This is a genomic window from Rhodococcus sp. Eu-32 (assembly GCF_003336925.1).
Lineage (GTDB): Bacteria > Actinomycetota > Actinomycetes > Mycobacteriales > Mycobacteriaceae > Rhodococcoides > Rhodococcoides kyotonensis_B.
The window spans coordinates 24,382-39,799 of record NZ_QGNK01000005.1; the positions used below are offsets into that span (position 1 = coordinate 24,382).

Annotated in this window: 15 protein-coding genes and 1 riboswitch; of the genes, 7 read left to right on the forward strand and 8 right to left on the reverse strand. The window is 64.7% G+C overall.

What is annotated here, in order from left to right; translation table 11 throughout:
• Positions 1–7 precede the first annotated feature (7 nt).
• Positions 8–997: an NADPH:quinone oxidoreductase family protein gene (locus DK926_RS07725; RefSeq protein WP_114329941.1), complete on the reverse strand. Its 990-nt coding sequence runs from the start codon at positions 995–997 to the stop codon at positions 8–10.
• A gap of 87 nt (positions 998–1,084) precedes the next feature.
• On the opposite strand from DK926_RS07725, the gene DK926_RS07730 reads away from it, so the two are divergent.
• Both DK926_RS07730 and DK926_RS07735 read left to right on the forward strand, forming a co-directional pair.
• Positions 1,085–1,771 carry a dienelactone hydrolase family protein gene (locus tag DK926_RS07730; protein ID WP_114329942.1) on the forward strand — a complete coding sequence of 229 codons (687 nt, stop codon included), beginning with the start codon at positions 1,085–1,087 and terminating at the stop codon, positions 1,769–1,771.
• Complete coding sequence (locus tag DK926_RS07735) at positions 1,758–2,636, forward strand: amidohydrolase family protein (protein ID WP_114329943.1); 879 nt, start codon at positions 1,758–1,760, stop codon at positions 2,634–2,636. The genes DK926_RS07730 and DK926_RS07735 overlap by 14 nt, the downstream gene beginning before the upstream one ends.
• Here DK926_RS07735 and DK926_RS07740 read toward each other — a convergent pair.
• On the reverse strand, positions 2,633–3,463 hold the full coding sequence (locus tag DK926_RS07740) for an alpha/beta hydrolase (protein WP_068430909.1): 831 nt from the start codon (positions 3,461–3,463) through the stop codon (positions 2,633–2,635). The genes DK926_RS07735 and DK926_RS07740 overlap by 4 nt on opposite strands.
• Positions 3,464–3,609: 146 nt before the next feature.
• Here DK926_RS07740 and DK926_RS07745 point away from each other — a divergent pair, with 146 nt between their 5' ends.
• Positions 3,610–4,728, forward strand: coding sequence for an alkane 1-monooxygenase (locus tag DK926_RS07745; protein ID WP_068430906.1), 1,119 nt, complete (start codon positions 3,610–3,612; stop codon positions 4,726–4,728).
• Positions 4,729–4,789: 61 nt separating this feature from the next.
• Here DK926_RS07745 and DK926_RS07750 read toward each other — a convergent pair whose 3' ends face one another.
• On the reverse strand, positions 4,790–5,980 hold the full coding sequence (locus tag DK926_RS07750) for an ATP-binding protein (RefSeq protein ID WP_114329944.1): 1,191 nt from the start codon (positions 5,978–5,980) through the stop codon (positions 4,790–4,792).
• Positions 5,981–6,368: 388 nt separating this feature from the next.
• On the opposite strand from DK926_RS07750, the gene DK926_RS07755 reads away from it, so the two are divergent.
• Entirely contained in the window at positions 6,369–6,740 is a 372-nt protein-coding gene (locus DK926_RS07755) for an alpha-isopropylmalate synthase regulatory domain-containing protein (RefSeq protein WP_243636706.1), read from the forward strand.
• A gap of 48 nt (positions 6,741–6,788) precedes the next feature.
• Here DK926_RS07755 and DK926_RS07760 read toward each other — a convergent pair whose 3' ends face one another.
• On the reverse strand, positions 6,789–7,265 hold the full coding sequence (locus tag DK926_RS07760) for a hypothetical protein (protein WP_114329946.1): 477 nt from the start codon (positions 7,263–7,265) through the stop codon (positions 6,789–6,791).
• 70 nt (positions 7,266–7,335) lie between these two features.
• On the opposite strand from DK926_RS07760, the gene DK926_RS07765 reads away from it, so the two are divergent.
• On the forward strand, positions 7,336–8,256 hold the full coding sequence (locus DK926_RS07765; RefSeq protein WP_114329947.1) for an alpha/beta fold hydrolase: 921 nt from the start codon (positions 7,336–7,338) through the stop codon (positions 8,254–8,256).
• On the opposite strand, the gene DK926_RS07770 is transcribed toward DK926_RS07765, so the two are convergent.
• From DK926_RS07770 to DK926_RS07785, 4 genes are all read right to left on the reverse strand, one after another.
• Positions 8,220–9,491 carry an LLM class flavin-dependent oxidoreductase gene (locus DK926_RS07770; protein ID WP_114329948.1) on the reverse strand — a complete coding sequence of 424 codons (1,272 nt, stop codon included), beginning with the start codon at positions 9,489–9,491 and terminating at the stop codon, positions 8,220–8,222. The two genes, DK926_RS07765 and DK926_RS07770, sit on opposite strands and share 37 nt — an antisense overlap.
• A gap of 3 nt (positions 9,492–9,494) precedes the next feature.
• Positions 9,495–10,250, reverse strand: coding sequence for a 3-oxoacyl-ACP reductase (locus DK926_RS07775; protein WP_114330097.1), 756 nt, complete (start codon positions 10,248–10,250; stop codon positions 9,495–9,497).
• Between the two features lie 26 nt (positions 10,251–10,276).
• Positions 10,277–10,372, reverse strand: a riboswitch (TPP riboswitch).
• 69 nt (positions 10,373–10,441) lie between these two features.
• Positions 10,442–11,728, reverse strand: a complete 1,287-nt coding sequence (locus DK926_RS07780) for an alpha-amylase family glycosyl hydrolase (protein WP_114329949.1) — start codon at positions 11,726–11,728, stop codon at positions 10,442–10,444.
• Complete coding sequence (locus DK926_RS07785; RefSeq protein ID WP_114329950.1) at positions 11,725–12,885, reverse strand: alpha-hydroxy-acid oxidizing protein; 1,161 nt, start codon at positions 12,883–12,885, stop codon at positions 11,725–11,727. Before DK926_RS07785 ends, DK926_RS07780 begins: the two co-directional genes overlap by 4 nt.
• Before the next feature lie 136 nt (positions 12,886–13,021).
• On the opposite strand from DK926_RS07785, the gene DK926_RS07790 reads away from it, so the two are divergent.
• Both DK926_RS07790 and DK926_RS07795 read left to right on the forward strand, forming a co-directional pair.
• Positions 13,022–13,417, forward strand: a complete 396-nt coding sequence (locus tag DK926_RS07790; protein WP_114329951.1) for a VOC family protein — start codon at positions 13,022–13,024, stop codon at positions 13,415–13,417.
• Positions 13,418–13,488: 71 nt separating this feature from the next.
• On the forward strand, positions 13,489–15,399 hold the full coding sequence (locus tag DK926_RS07795; protein WP_243636707.1) for a DEAD/DEAH box helicase: 1,911 nt from the start codon (positions 13,489–13,491) through the stop codon (positions 15,397–15,399).
• Positions 15,400–15,418: the final 19 nt, after the last annotated feature.

The window sequence follows — 15,418 nt, forward strand, 5'->3', positions numbered from 1 at the left end:
ACGACCATCAAATAATCTGTAGTACCACTTTGCCTGCGGCCGTGCGGTTTTCGAGCGATGCGATGGCCTCGGCCGCCTTCTCGATCGGGAAGACCGACGGTTCCGGCGCCGTCAGCTTGCCGGACGCGAGCAGCGGCTCGAGCTCGGCCCACTGCGTCGCGAGGTAACCCGGACGCGTCATCCACCATGCGCCCCAGCCGACTCCGACGACGTCGACGTTGTTCAGCAGCAAACGATTGACCTTGACGGTCGGGATCTCGCCGCCGGTGAACCCGAGAACGAGAACGCGTCCCGACGGCGCCAGGCTGCGGATGCTGTCCGTGAAGCGGTCACCACCGACGGGATCGACGACGACGTCGACGCCCTTCCCTCCGGTGAGCTCCTTGACGGCGTCCTTCCAGCCGCGTCCGTTCTCGTCCTCGACCAGCACGATGTCGGTGGCACCCGCCGCGCGGGCGATGTCGGCTTTCGCCTCGGAGCTGACGACAGCGATGACTCGCGACGCACCGAGCACCGGTGCCATCCGCAGCGCCGACGTGCCGATGCCGCCCGCGGCACCGTGGACGAGGACGGTCTCGCCCTCGGTCAGTCTTCCGCGCTCGCGCAACGCGAAGTGCACGGTCAGGTCGTTGAAGAGGAGGCCGGCGCCTGCGGGGAGCGAGACGGCGTCGGGGAGCTTGAACACGGTGTCGGCGGACACGACTGCGACCTCGGCCATGCCGTCGGACAGGCCGGTCAGCGCGGCGACGCGGTCACCCGCGGCGAATCCCGAACCCTCGGGAGCCGAACGTACGACACCTGCGATCTCACTGCCCGGTACGAACGGCAGTTCCGGCTTGTACTGGTACAACCCACGCGTCAGCAGTGCATCCGGGAATGCGACGCCCGCGGCGTGCACGTCGATGACGACCGCATCGTCACGTGCCGCAGGCTCGTCGATGTCGACGATCTCCACCGATTCCGGACCGTCGAGCCTCGTGATGTGTACCGCGCGCATACAGTGTCCTCTCCAGAGTGATGACGTGTGATGCAGCCTACAAAACCCCCGACCTGCGCACGGACCGGGTTGTGCTCCAATCGAGGTATGACCACTCCTCTCACCTTTCGTGAACCATCCGGAGGCGCTGCATCCCGTGGCGGTGTCGTCGTGATCCAAGAAGCGTTCGGCGTCACCGACCACATCGTCGACGTCTGCCGACGCTTCGCCGACGCCGGCTGGGTTGCGGTCGCACCGCATCTGTTCCACCGACAGAACAAGCAGATACACGACTACACCGACATGAAAGCCGCGATGTCGTCGATCGGTTCCTTGAAGGCCGACGAGGTCGACTCGGATGTCGACGCTGCGCTCGGAGGCTTGGCCGAGCGTGGGTTCGAACCGACACAGTGCGCGATCGTCGGTTTCTGCATGGGCGGTACGGTCGCCTTCCATACCGCTGTCCGACGCCCCCTCGGTGCCGCCGCAACGTTCTACGGCGGCGGAATCGACAAGGGCCGCTTCGGATATCCGACGATGCTGAGCGTCGCCGATGCTCTGCAGACACCGTGGCACGGCTTCTTCGGCGATCTGGACAAGGGCATCCCCACCTCGGAGGTCGAACAGTTGCGCACCGCCGCGGCCACATCGCCGGTGGCTACCGACATCACCCGATACGCCCAGGGGGACCATGGATTCCACTGCGACGATCGCCCGGCGGTGTACAACGCCGACGCGTCGGCCGATGCGTGGTCCAAGACCCTCGACTGGTTCGACGCTCATGTCGCCCGCTGAGACCGTAGAGGTTCGGACGTTCTGGGACGGCCTCGGCCTGCCCGGAATCTTCGACGTCCACACCCACTTCATGCCGAAGAACGTCATGGACAAGGTGTGGGCATACTTCGACGCGGTAGGCCCCCTCACGGGGATGACCTGGCCGATCTCGTACCGCCACGACGAAGACGTGCGCTTGGAGACGTTGCGCGAGTTCGGCGTTCGCGGATTCACGTCGATGATCTATCCCCACAAGCCGGACATGGCCGCGTGGCTCAACGCATGGGGCGCACAGTTCGCCGAGCGTACGCCCGACTGCGTACACACGGCGACCTTCTACCCCGAGGAATCCGCCGGCGACTACGTCGCCGCTGCCATCTCGGGTGGTGCGCGAATCTTCAAATCGCACATCCAGGTCGGCAACTACTCGCCGAACGACCCGTTGCTGGATCCGGTCTGGGGTGCGATAGAGGATGCGGGGATACCCGTCGTCATCCATTGCGGGTCCGGGCCTGCACCGGGGACGTACACCGGACCCAGCCCGATCGACGCTCTGCTGCAGCGTTTTCCACGTCTGCCGCTCGTCATCGCACACATGGGCATGCCGGAGTACGACGACTTCCTCGCCCTCGCCGACACGTACTCGGAGGTCCGACTCGACACCACGATGGCGTTCACCGACTTCTCCGAGGCGGCGTGGCCGTTTCCACCGAGCAGCCGGTCACGGCTGGTGGACCTGCAGGATCGCATCTTGTTCGGCAGCGACTTCCCCAACATCCCGTACACCTACGCGGAGGCGTTGACCGCAGTCCAGCGACTCGGCCTCGGCGACGACTGGGTACGAGATGTCTGCTACTACAATGGAACCCGACTCTTCGAGCGCTAGAGGCGTGGCTTCAGCCAGGCCACCAGGTCGTCGAGTACCTGCTGGCGCTCGGGTTCGTTGAAGATCTCGTGATAGAGGCCGTCGTAGATCTCGATCGTGAGATCCTTCGAGCCGGCTTTCTCGGCGATCATGCGGCTTCCCGCGACGTCGGCGAGCTTGTCTTCACTGCCGTGCTGCACCAGTACCGGCAAAGTGAGGGTGGGCAGCCGCGTCGGGAAGCTCTCGGTCGCGCCGACGAGACCGCCGGCCACACCGGCGGGGATCTTGCCGTGATGCACGAGCGGGTCGGCGTCGTAGGCGGCGACGACGGCCGGGTCCCGCGAGACGTCGGCCGAATCGAGCGTCTGCACCGGCACGCGCGGCGCGATCTTGCCGAGCACCTTGCCGATCGTGATCAGGATCTTCGGGGTGTCGTCGCCGACCACGGCGAAGGGTCCGGACAACATCAACGCGTCGAGCTCCGCTTGATACTCGAGTGCGTACGACAGCGCGATCGCGCCGCCCATGCTGTGGCCGAGGAGAAATGCCTTCTCGTCAGGATGCTCGGCACGCGCGATGCGGAACAGTTCGTGGAGATCGGTGATGTAATCGGACCAACTCTTCAGCTCCAGCCTCTTGCCGCCGGAACGTCCGTGGCCGCGGTGATCGATCGTGTACACCGTCAGACCGAGCTGGGTCAGGCGCTCGACGACCTCACGGTATCTACCTGCGTGTTCGCCGAGGCCGTGCGACAGAACGAGGAACCCCGTCGCGTTGTCGGGCGTGTGGACGTCGTAGACGATCCGTGTCCCGTGCACGCCCGTGAACGTCGATTCGCTGGTCTTCATGTGTTGTTCCCCTCACACAGGCGCCGGATTCGGTAATCCCACCACGGGGCTGCGGCGAAGTACAGGAGAGTAGTAGATTCGATGCGATAGTTAGAAAAGGTAATTTTTTCGATGCGTGACTTACGGCGAGGGGATGTGCAGCCCCGATGAACGCCACCCCCTCTGCGCCCGCTTTCGGATGGCGTGACCCCAAGCGATACCTCTGGCCGTTGGGTCTGGTCATCCCGCTGAGCCCCTTCTTGGCGTGGGGTCTAGTGGCGTGGCTCGGCCCCGGAGCATTCTGGGCGCTGGGGCTCATCATCATCGCCATCGTCGTCCCCCTGGTCGACGCGTTCGCCGGCGTGGACAAGTCCAATCCGCCGCTCGAGGTCGCCGAAGCCCTCGAGAACGACAGGTATTACCGCTGGTGCCTCTACCTGTTGATTCCATTGCAGTACGCGGGATTGATAGCGGCATGCTACCTGTGGGCTCACGGGCCGCTCGGTGTTCCGGAGCGGATCGGTCTGGCGGTGACGGTCGGCGTGGTCGGCGGTGTCGGCATCAACGCGGCGCACGAACTCGGTCACAAACGCGAGAACGTCGAGCGCTGGCTGTCCAAAGTCACTCTGGCGCAATCGTTCTACGGCCACTTCTACGTCGAGCACAATCACGGCCATCATGTACGCGTCGCGACCCCCGAGGATCCGGCGTCGGCTCGGTACGGCGAGAGCTTCTGGAAATTTTTGCCGCGCAGCATGTTCGGCGGGATCAAGTCGGCGTGGGAGCTCGAACAGAGGCGCCTCGATCGCGTCGGCAAGAAGACGTGGACCGCGCACAACCACCTGTTCAATGCGCTCGCCATGTCGATCGTGGTGTTCGCGGCGTTGATCGCGATCTTCGGGTGGCAGGTTGCGCCGTATCTCGTTCTGCAGGCTGCCATCGCGGTGATCCTGTTCGAGGCCGCCAACTACCTCGAGCACTACGGCCTGTTGCGTCAGAAGACCAAGCGGGGGCGGTACGAGCGGACGAACCACACCCACAGCTGGAACAGCGATCACCTGTGGAGCAATCTGTTCCTGTACCACCTGCAGCGGCACAGTGATCACCACGCGAACCCGGTTCGGCGGTACCAGGCGCTACGGACGGTCGACGAGTCTCCCCAGCTTCCGGCCGGTTACGCGGTCATGATCTTCTGCGCGCTCGTTCCGCCGCTGTGGCGAAAAGTGATGGACCAGAGGTTGATCGACTACTACGACGGGGACATGGCGCGTATCAATGGCGGCTGACGCCACGTGCGCGCGAATGTATAGGGGGCTATACATTCGCGCGCACGTGCATCGAAGCTGCCTATTCGTCCGTCTGCGCCCTCAGGTACCGCCCGAAGTGGGGGACCGTGAAGGCAATCGTTCCGCGCTCTGCCGAGTAGATAAGGCCCTTCTTGATCAGCCCGTCGCGCGCGGGGGACAACGACGCAGGTTTGCGCTTCAGCTCCGTCGCGACTGCAGCCGTCGGCACCGACGCGTCCTCCTCCGACAGGTCCGCCATCGCGCGCATGTACTCGCGTTCGGCGGGCGTCGCCCGTTCGTACCGTGAGCCGAAGAATCCGACGGCGAGTTCCTCCTCGGCCGTCGGCGCTGCGACGCGCACGTCTTCCGCGGTGATCGGTGTTTCGGGCGCGAGATCCCACGTCGCTTTGCCGTACGCCTGCACGAAATACGGGTAGCCGTCGGCAGCCTCGTAGAGCGCATCGAGTGCCTCGGTGGTGAACTCGACGTCCTCGCGGTCGGCGGGCGCGATCAGCGCGAGATCGGCCGACTTGCGTTCGAGCCGTCCGATGCGGTGGTAACTGAACAGACGTTCCGAATAGCTCTTCGACGCGGACAGCACGGCAGGCAGATGCGGCAACCCGGCTCCGACGATGATCAGCGGGGCCGCGTCCTGACTGAGCTCGTGACACGCCGCGCACAACGCCGAGATGTCGGCCGGGCCGAGGTCCTGCATCTCGTCGATGAAGATCGCGATGCCGACCCCGACGTCCCCCGCCAGCGTGGACGCGTCGAGCAGCAGTTCGACGAGGTCGATCTCGATGTCACCGGAATCGGCACGACCTGTCTTCGCCGGCACATCGATGCCGGGCTGCCACCGCTCGCGCATGCCCTTGCCCGCCGACGCGCGCAACGCGAAAGCCTTGAGCACACCCAGGAATTCGTCGACGCGTTCCGGATCCCGATGCGACGCCGCGATGCCGCGCACCGCCATGTGCAGCGCCGACGCCAACGGTCGTCGAAGCTCCTGATCCGGTCTCGCCTCGATCTTTCCCGTGCCCCACCCCCGCGCGCCGGCCGCTGATCGGAGCTGGTTCAGCAACACCGTCTTCCCGACGCCACGCAACCCCGTCAGTACGACGCTGCGTTCCGGCCTGCCGCGGGTGATGCGTTCGAGTACGACGTCGAAGGCGTCGAGCTGCTTGGTCCGACCTGCAAGCTCGGGCGGCCGCTGGCCTGCGCCGGGAGCGTAAGGGTTACGCACGGGGTCCATGAGGTCAAAGTAACAACACGACTAGGCGTTTATGCGGACATCTAGGTCGTGTCCTAGAGACCGCTATCGACGGCAATGAAGTTTCTCGGTGACTATCGACCTGTCTATCGCCGACCGTAGAGTGCGTTAGATCGGAAAATAGTGGTTGCATCGCCTTCCGAACCAGGTCTAGATTGGCGTTCGTGAAGAACATTCTCGTAGTACGCCGCCGTAGCGGGGTCTGATTCGGACCGACCCCTCGCTGCGGGTCAACGTGCTACCTCGGTCCTTCCTTCACATTTCGAGGACCACCATCATGAACGCTCTCACTGCTCTTTCGTCGCCAGACTGCTTCGCCGCTCGTTACGGATCCCCTCTCCCGCGCGACCTTCGAACTCAGGCACAGGACATGAACTGGACTACTTTCAGCCAGACCTTCACGTCGACCGCCGGCCCGATCCGACTCGGCAGTTGGGAAGCCAGTGCCGCACGGGGTGGCCGAACGACGTTCGACGCCACATTCGGTATCGGAGATGCCATCCACACCGCGTCGGCGACGACGTACGGGCCGATCGACGCGTTGACGTCGATGCTCTACGACCTCGGCTGTCACGTCGAGATACTCGAATTCCACCAGCAGACACTCACCGAAGGATCGACGGCCACCTTCGTCGCGTTCGAGTGCGACGGTCACCGCGAGTGGTCGATGGCAATCGAGGCCGACGCATCGCTGTCGTCGGTTCGGGCCGTCGTCGGTGCGGCGAACATGCTTCACCTGTAGAGCGATCTATCGCTATCTAGCCTACAAGCTATATAGCGATAGAAGTGTCTATGGCATCTCCATGGTCTGCGCGCGCTGCACCTCTGCGACCGCGCGGCGGATGTAGAGCTTGCCCGACGCCTTCCGCCTGACCAGCAGATCTGCCATCAGCAGCACTGCATGTTCGGGCCTCGGACGGGGGCGGCGTTCTTCGGTGTCGGCGACGCCCAACGCGCCGGTGAGCACCTCGACGAAGCCGTCGACGTCGACGCTCGGGTTCCATTCCGCCGCGCTGCGGACCGTCCGCGTGAGAGCGTCCTGAACGTCCTCGCCGGTCAGACCGTCGGGATGTAACTCCTCCAGCAACGACCTGACCATCTCCGCATGAACAAGACCGACCTGGGCGGGATCCTCGGACGTCAGCGTCTCGATCGCGTCGGCGAACGGCTCGACGGACCGTGCCGTCGCGGCAGCGATCGCGTCGTCGGTTGCCGCCGCGATGGTGCGTGCGGTCAGGGGCCAGTCGTGCGGCCAGTCGGAAGTCACGCGCAGATCATGGCAGGCCACACCGACAAACTTTGTACATGTAACCGGCGTTCATATTAAGTTGGTTCGTATGACTACCAAACGCGTCGTCGTCAACGAAGGAATGCGGCTCGCGGTGTTCGAGACCGGCAACCCGGACGGCGAACCGATCGTCCTGGTGCACGGCTGGCCGGATACCCACGACCTGTGGAGTCACATCGTTCCGCTACTGGCCGACGAGTTCCGCGTCATCAGTTACGACACCCGCGGCGCAGGGGAGAGCACGGTCCCCGAGGAGCAGTCCGCATATCGCCTGAGCAACCTGGCGAGCGACTTCTACGCGGTGATCGACGCCGTCAGCCCCGATCGACCGGTCCACGTGCTCGCGCACGACTGGGGGGCCGTCGAAGTATGGGAGGCGGCAGGCGAGCCTCGCGCGGCAGACCGCATCGCGTCGTACACGTCGGTGTCGGGGCCCAACCTCGATCATCTTGCCCAGTGGTCGCGGTCCCGACTGCGAAAGCCGACGTGGACAGGCATCAAGCAGGTGCTCGCACAGACCCGCGCCTCGTGGTACACGGTCACGTTCCACATTCCGGGGCTGTCGACGTTCCGCATCAAGCGACAGTTCGCGAAGGGATGGCCCGCGTTCCTGCAGGAGTTCTCGAACGTCGATCCCGCACTGGTGACCCAGAATTCGACGCTGTGGTCCGACGCGGTGAACGGCACGAACCGCTACCGCGCCAACATCGTCCCCCGGTTGACCCAGCCGAGGCAGCGTCACATCGACGTGCCCGTGCAGTTGATCGTGAACACCGAGGACGTCGCAGTTCGGCCGTTCCACTACGACGACACCGAGAAGTGGGTGAAGAACCTGACGCGCAACGAAATTCGCGCCGGGCATTGGTCACCCATCTCCCATGCGTCGGAGATCGCGAAGTTGACGAAGAGTTTTGCGGCTTCGCCACCCGTGCGTCAGCGCAGGTTCTCCCGCAACGTGGACCCGGCATAGTCGCGACGAAAAACGCCGCGCGCCTGCAGGATCGGAACGACGTGGTCGACGAACTCGGTGAGGCCATGCGGATAGAGCGGCGGCATCAGGTTGAAGCCGTCGGCCGCGCCTGCCTGCACCCAGGCCTCGATCTCGTCGGCGATGGACTCGGGCGTACCGATCATCGTCGCATGTCCACCGCCCGCCGCGAGGGTGCCGAGTAGTTCGCGGACCGTCGGCGCATCCTTCTCGACGATGCGCAGGATCGTGTCGTACCTACCGTGCGGACCGGTGAACTCCTCGAGCGGCGGCAGTGACGGTACGGGTGCGTCGAGTTCCCAAGTAGTGCAATCCTGTTCGACGAACATGCTCAACTGACGCAGCGACTGCTCGACGGGGAGTAGCGCGTCCAGTTCTGCTTTCTTCGCTTTCGCCTCGCCCATCGTCGATCCCACGTACGTGACGAGCCCCGGCATGATCCCGACCGCCGACGCGTCCCTGCCCGCCTCCGCGATCCGCTGTTTGACGTCGGCGTAGTACCTCGATCCGGACGAGATATCGTACGCCACCGCATAAATGGCCTCGGCGTATCGAGCCGCGAGATCACGACCCTGCCCCGACGCGCCCGCCTGGAACAGCACCGGCCTACCTTGCGGCGATCGTGGAACCGTCAGCGGACCGTCGGCGCGAAAATGCTTGCCGTCATGGTCGATCCGATGCACCTTCGCTGGATCCGCATACATTCCGGCGCGGTCGAGAACGAGCGCGTCGGCGTCCCACGTGTCCCACAATGCCAGTGCGACGTCGACGAACTCCTCGGCTCGTGCGTAACGCTCGTTCCTGCCGGGGATGTCGTCGAAACCGTGGTTCCGTGCTTCGGCGTCGAACATCGAGGTGACGACATTCCATCCGGCTCGGCCGCCACTGATGTGATCCAGCGACGCCAGCATCCTGGCGGCGTGAAACGGAGTGTAGAACGTCGTCGACACCGTCGTCACGAGTCCGATGTGCGTCGTCGCCCGCGCCATGGCCGACAGAGCCGTGATCGGTTCCAGGAACCAGGTTCCGGCGCCTGCGGGGTCGCGTACCGAATGGCCGTCGGCGAAGAAGACTGCGTCGAGCTTGCCGCGTTCGGCGATCTGCGCCAGTTCCTCGTAGTACGCGATGTCACCGAGGTCTTCGACCCGCGAATTCGGGTGACGCCAGGCAGCGGTGTGGTGACCGCAACCGAACAAAAAGGCGTTCAAATGCAGCATGATTCAGTCCTTGACGAGACCGCCGTCGACGACGAGGTTCTGCCCGGTGACCGAGCGTGACCACGGGGACGCGAAGAACAGCAACGCGTCGGCGAATTCTTCGGGCGTGACGACACGCTGCAGTGGGGTCGACGAGGCGATGAGGTCGAACACTTCGTCGGGTGTCGCGGCGCTGGCGTCCGTCGTGCGCAGGAGCCCGCCGGAGACCATGTTGACCGTGATGCCATCAGGGCCGAGATCGGTTGCGAGAGTGCGTGTCAGAGACAGCAGCGCAGCTTTCGATGCCGTGTAGTCGTGGTACGGGACCACCGGGTTCTGGAACAAGTTGGTGCCGACGTTCACGATCCGGCCGAAGCCTGCGGCGCGCATGCCCGGGATCGCGCGCTGCGTCGTCGTCAATGCACCCTTCACGGCCCCACGGAATTGAGAATCGAACTGTTCCCACTCGATCGAATCGGCCTTGCTGCGCGCGTCACCATCGAACGAGAAGTCGGCGAGCGCATTGTTGACGACCGTCGTGATCGGCGTGCCGAAGTGCTTCTCGGCCGTGGCGAACAGCGCATCCACCTGGTCCGCATCGGTGACGTCCGCCTGTACCGCAACGCCACCGATCTCGGTGGCCAGCTTCTCGGCTGCCTCCTGGCTGCGTCGATAGTTGACGACGACACGTGCACCGTGCGCCGCGAAGGCCCGCGCGATCGCGGACCCGAGACCGCGGCCGGCACCGGTGACCAGAACTGTTTGCTCGTCCAATTTCATGTGAATGCGCCTCTCGCTCATAGGCACAGCTCAGACATAGACATCCCTACGCTGGTGCTGGCCAGATCAGGTTCGACGGGTGTGTTCTCAGCCGCCGTGCAGCGGCACCCCGTGTCGATTGCCGAGTGTAGCCGTATCGGCCTGTATATCTCTTTCTAGCTTGATCACTAGAAAACGATATACAGCCCGATTCAGCCGAGAACCACCCATCCGTGCGGTGGCACGGTGACGTGTCCGCCCTGCACCGCAGCCTGGCCGGCCAACACGGGTCCGCTCAACCGGCACTCGACGCTGTCGTCGCCGAGATTGAGGACAACGTGGATCCGTTCCTCGCCCGCTGACGCGCGGTACGCCAGTGCGGTGTTGGTCAGCTCGACGACCTCCGTCCGTGCCGTGTGCAGCCACGAGTGTCGCCTGCGCAGGCCGATCAATTCCTGATGCAGATGGAAGATCGGCCACCCGTACGGGGCGAGATCATCCTTGTGCGACGGGAATTCGGGGCGAACCTCGTCGTCCCCGCCGACGCGTTCCTCCTTGGTGCCGCGAAAACCCTGCTCGTCGCCGTAGTAGATAGTCGGCGTCCCCGCGACGGTGAACAGGACGACGAGGGCGTGCGCGAGGTGCCGTTCGTCCGTGATGGTGCTGGCGATGCGATTGACGTCGTGGTTACCGACGAACGTGGCGGGAACGAACGCGTCGAGCCACTCGTTGTGTCGGCCCAGCGCATGGGACAGCTCGAAGAAGTTCTTCTCGGAGATCGCGCTCCAGATCGCCTTCCACAGCTCGTACTGTGTCACCGAGTCGAGTGCGCTGTCCGCTGCGATGCGGCCGTAGTCACCGTGAATGACCTCACCCAGGAAGTAGGCATCCGGAAAGGACTGGCGCACACGGGGTACGACCGATGCCCAGAACGACGTCGGAACGGCGTAGGCCGCATCCAGACGCCAGCCGTCGGCGCCGCGACTCAGCCAGTGCGACATGACGTCGACCACGTACTGCCGGACGTCCTCGTTGTCGTGGTTCAGCGTCACCAGTTCGTCGTGGCCCTCGAAGTTGCGGTGCCGACCGGAGGAGTCGAGGTGAAACCAGGACGCGGCCTTCGCGTCACCGGCCAGCGTCTCCTGAAATCGTGGAAAACGTTGTCCCACATGATTGAATACACCATCGAGCAATACCCGCATTCCGCGGTCGTGTGCGGCCTCGATCAGCGCGTCGACGTCCTCGCCGGTGCCGAGTCGTTCGTCGACGCGGAAATGATCGACCGTCTCGTATCCGTGTCCCTCCGACGCGAAGATGGGCCCCAGGGCGATTCCCGACGCTCCGAGTTCGACTGCGTAATCGAGCCATTCGACGATGCCACGCAGCTTGTGTTCGTCCGCCGACGACGATCCGTCCCAATTCCGAACGGGCGCACCGACGAAGCCGAGCGGATACACCTGCCACCAGATCGCGTGCTGGACCCACGCCGGAGCGGTCACGCTCGGATCACCGACTCACGGCCGAGCTCCGACGCACCGGCGTGGCCGGACAGACTGGTGACGAGATCGAATTCCGCAAGGATACAACGTAGTACATGTTCGACGCCTGCTTGGCCCGCGAGCGCCAGACCGTACAGGAACGGCCTGCCGAGAAGGACTGCATCGGCGCCGAGCGCCAGCGCCTTAGCCATGTCGGCGCCGGTGCGTACACCGGAGTCGAACAGCACCGTCAGTCGATCGCCCACTGCGTCGACGATCTCGGGTAGTGCGTCCAACGATGCACGTGCACCGTCGATCTGGCGTCCGCCATGGTTCGACACGACGATACCGTCGACGCCGTGTTCCAGCGCGGAGCGTGCATCGCCGACGGTGCAGATTCCCTTCAGCACGATCGGGCCGTCCCAGTGCTGACGCAGGAACGCCAGCTGCGACCAGTTCAGGCCAGGATTCGGGAACATCTGCGCCCAATGCATCGCGGCAGCAATGGGATTGGCGTCGACCGGCTGTTCGAGGCCCGCTCGGAACGCCGGATCCGACAAGTAGTTCTCGATACCGAGGTTCGCCAGGAACGGGAGGTAACCGCGATCGAGGTCGGCGGGTCGCCAGCCGAGAAGGGTGGTGTCGAGAGTCAGGACGAGCGTCGTGAAGCCGGTGTCCTGTGCCCGTCCGAGGAAGCTCAGCAACACCGATTCATCGGTGGGCCAATACAACTGGTACCAGCGGGGCGCGTCGCCGCCCGCTTCGGCGACCTGCTCGAACGAGTGCGACGCCTGCGTCGAGTGAATGTAGGGCACGCCGAGGGCTGCGGCCGCGCGCACCGTCGCGAGTTCACCGTCGGGATGCGCGAGGGTCTGGATCCCGACGGGCGCGATCATCAGCGGCGCGGGCAGTGCGGTGCCGAGGATCGTCGTCGCGTGGTCGCGTTGGGCGGCGCTCCGCAACATGCGCGGTGCGATGCGCCAGGCGTCGAACGCATCGCGGTTCGCGCGCGCCGTCGAACCGCTGCCCGCGCTGGCGACGATGTAGCCCAGGGCCTCGGGCGTCAGCGTGGCCGCGGCCTGCTCTTCGAGCGTCGCGAGATTGGTCGTGATCTCCGGCCTCGTATCGGTGAACATCCCCTGGGCGTAGATGCCGATCTGGTGGTCGCTGAAGTTCATGTTTCACACCGTAATAGGAGCGCGCAACCTCACCTGCCCTGTCGGGCGGTTTCACCCTCATCTGCCGGTGCGGACGCGGTCTCGGTCATAGCGTGAACACGCCTATGTACGACGTCGATCGAAGGGCCCGAGCATCATGACCGAGTTCCCAGGACTCGCCCACGTGGCGATCACCGTCTCCGACCTGGCCGCCAGTACCGCGTGGTACTCGCGACTGTTCGGCTCCGATCCGGTCCTCGACGAGGACGAAGAATCCGGCACCTTTCACCACACGGTGTTCGCCATCGGCGGTGGCATGCTGTTCGGCCTGCACACCCATCCCGGCCACGCCACCGGGGATCCGTTCGACGAGCACCACATCGGACTCGACCACGTCGGCTTCGGATGTACCCAGGATCAGCTGCAGGAATGGCCGGCGAGGCTCGACGAGCTGAGCATCACCCACTCCGGCATCAAGAACGCCCACTACGGCTCCGGTATCTCCTTCCGCGATCCCGACAACATCGCATTGGAATTCTTCGCACCTGCCTGATAAGGGTCATTCCTGCAGGCTCCACTCCCGCCTGATCGGAGGTGTCGGACGGGTGCTCTACGGTGTTTGCCGTGCCACCTCGCAGACGCAAGCCCGCCTCCACCACCGCCCGTACCGTCGGCGCGGGGAAGAGCGCTGCAGCGCGCAAGTTCAAGCAGGCGAGCGGCACGTCGACCGCTAAGAAGAAAGCCGCGCCGAGGAAGAGGGCCGTCCGCAAGACGGTCTCACCCGACCTTCGGCTCCCGGACCCGGGCGAGCGCGTCTGGGTCCTCGACGTCCCGTTCGAGGACCGGTCCCTCGCGTCGGCGTCGGGCGCCCGTTGGTACCCGGGGCCGCGGGTGTTCGCGTATTACGGAACCGAGCTTCCCGACGCCTTGGCCTCGTTCGAGTCGATGCCCTACAGCCTGCAGCGGTGGGTGGAGGACGACGCGAACGAGACGTGGCGCGACGAGGTCGTCCACGAGCGTTCCATGAAGCCGCGCGAGACGCAGCTCGAATCGGTACGACGGCATCTCGACGCTCTCGACCACGGTTTCCCGTACTTCGCACAGATGGATTCGACGGGTCTCGGTAAGACGCTCGCCGTGTGCGAGGCCGTCCGGCAGATGGACGATCCTGCGATCTCCACGGTTCTCGTCGTCGCCCCGAAGGGTGCGCTTCCCGGGTGGCGACGCACCATCGCCGACACCGAGGCCGACCCCGACCCGGCTGACCGGAAGCGGTGGCTTCTCGTCACCTACCAGTCGACGAAGAAGTTGCTGACGGTGCCCGAGGACACCGACCTGGGCAAACGCAAGAAGACCCAGAACAAGCGGACCATCGCGCTCGGCGAACTGCGGTTCGACATCGACGTCGTCATCGCCGACGAGTCCCACGCGTTGATGAACATCGAATCGCAGCAGTCGCAGATCATCTGGCGCTACCAGGAAGCTGCGCGCGCAGTGGTCTGGATGTCCGCGACGCCGGGCTATCAGCCGATGCACTTCGCGTACATGGCCCGGGCCATCGAACAGAGCCGCGGCAACGAGCCCATCGTCGACGACGACTCGCTGGGATACGCCGTCACCACCCAGTGGGCCATGTTCCTCGAGAACGCCGGATTCGCGCTCAAGGAGGGCAAGGCGGGCGGCCTCAAGTCGTGGCGGTGGGAGCCCGAAGACGCTGCCCGACGCGACCGCGACATCTCGACCATTCATCGGTGGCTTGCGGGCGGTGCGGTGCCGTGGTCCATTTCGCGGCCGTCCCCTCCGACGCCGCGTGAACCCCTCGGGCAGGAACTGACGGCTGCACAGAAGCGTCTCTACAACTCCGCGTGGGTCGACTACCGGAAGGAACTGGGCCTGCCGCTGTGGAAGTCCGTCGGTGGCAAGCGGGTTCTGCAGAAGAATCCCAGCACGCGAGCAGCGACCTTGCGGTTCCGGCAGAAGTGTTCGTACCTGCGGATTCCGGCGTCGGCAGACCAGGTCCGGTCGTGGGTCCGCGAGGGCAATCAGGTGTTCGTGTCGATGTTCTATCGCGAATCGGTGGCTGCTCTCGCCGAGACCCTGCGCGACGAGGGGCTCGACGTCGCGGTCGTCGACGGCAGCATGAGCAGTGCGGATCAGGAGATCGAGATTCGACGCTTCCAGACCGGTGCGGCGCGCGTGATCATCTCGACCACGACCAGTGCCATCAACCTGCACGCGGGCGAGCTGTTGCTACCCGAGCGGACGGTGTCGACGGCAGCGCCCCGCGTCACGCTGATCCACGACCCGCGCTGGACTCCCATCGACATCCGTCAGATCGAGGGACGCGCCAACCGCATCGACAAGGACCACAACCACACGACGTCGACCTGCTACTACGGCTTCGCCGAGGGCACGGTCGAGGAGGAAATGGTGCTGACGGGCATCGAGCGCATCGCGGATCTGGGGTCGATCGTCGGTCAAGCGGACCTGATCGATCCGGAGGCGTTTCTTGCAGCGAGAGCTTCACCCGCGTAGCGATTAGTCTGCGAAACAC

Bases quoted from the DNA above. Each gene is read 5' to 3' on its own strand.
- DK926_RS07745 (WP_068430906.1), top strand. From the start codon at position 3,610: ATGAACGCCACCCCCTCTGCGCCCGCTTTCGGATGGCGTGACCCCAAG.
- DK926_RS07755 (WP_243636706.1), top strand. From the start codon at position 6,369: ATGAACTGGACTACTTTCAGCCAGACCTTCACGTCGACCGCCGGCCCG.
- DK926_RS07735 (WP_114329943.1), top strand. From the start codon at position 1,758: ATGTCGCCCGCTGAGACCGTAGAGGTTCGGACGTTCTGGGACGGCCTC.
- DK926_RS07770 (WP_114329948.1), bottom strand. From the start codon at position 9,491: ATGCTGCATTTGAACGCCTTTTTGTTCGGTTGCGGTCACCACACCGCT.
- DK926_RS07740 (WP_068430909.1), bottom strand. From the start codon at position 3,463: ATGAAGACCAGCGAATCGACGTTCACGGGCGTGCACGGGACACGGATC.
- DK926_RS07785 (WP_114329950.1), bottom strand. From the start codon at position 12,885: ATGAACTTCAGCGACCACCAGATCGGCATCTACGCCCAGGGGATGTTC.
- DK926_RS07775 (WP_114330097.1), bottom strand. From the start codon at position 10,250: ATGAAATTGGACGAGCAAACAGTTCTGGTCACCGGTGCCGGCCGCGGT.
- DK926_RS07765 (WP_114329947.1), top strand. From the start codon at position 7,336: ATGACTACCAAACGCGTCGTCGTCAACGAAGGAATGCGGCTCGCGGTG.
- DK926_RS07730 (WP_114329942.1), top strand. From the start codon at position 1,085: ATGACCACTCCTCTCACCTTTCGTGAACCATCCGGAGGCGCTGCATCC.
- DK926_RS07790 (WP_114329951.1), top strand. From the start codon at position 13,022: ATGACCGAGTTCCCAGGACTCGCCCACGTGGCGATCACCGTCTCCGAC.
- DK926_RS07750 (WP_114329944.1), bottom strand. From the start codon at position 5,980: ATGGACCCCGTGCGTAACCCTTACGCTCCCGGCGCAGGCCAGCGGCCG.
- DK926_RS07725 (WP_114329941.1), bottom strand. From the start codon at position 997: ATGCGCGCGGTACACATCACGAGGCTCGACGGTCCGGAATCGGTGGAG.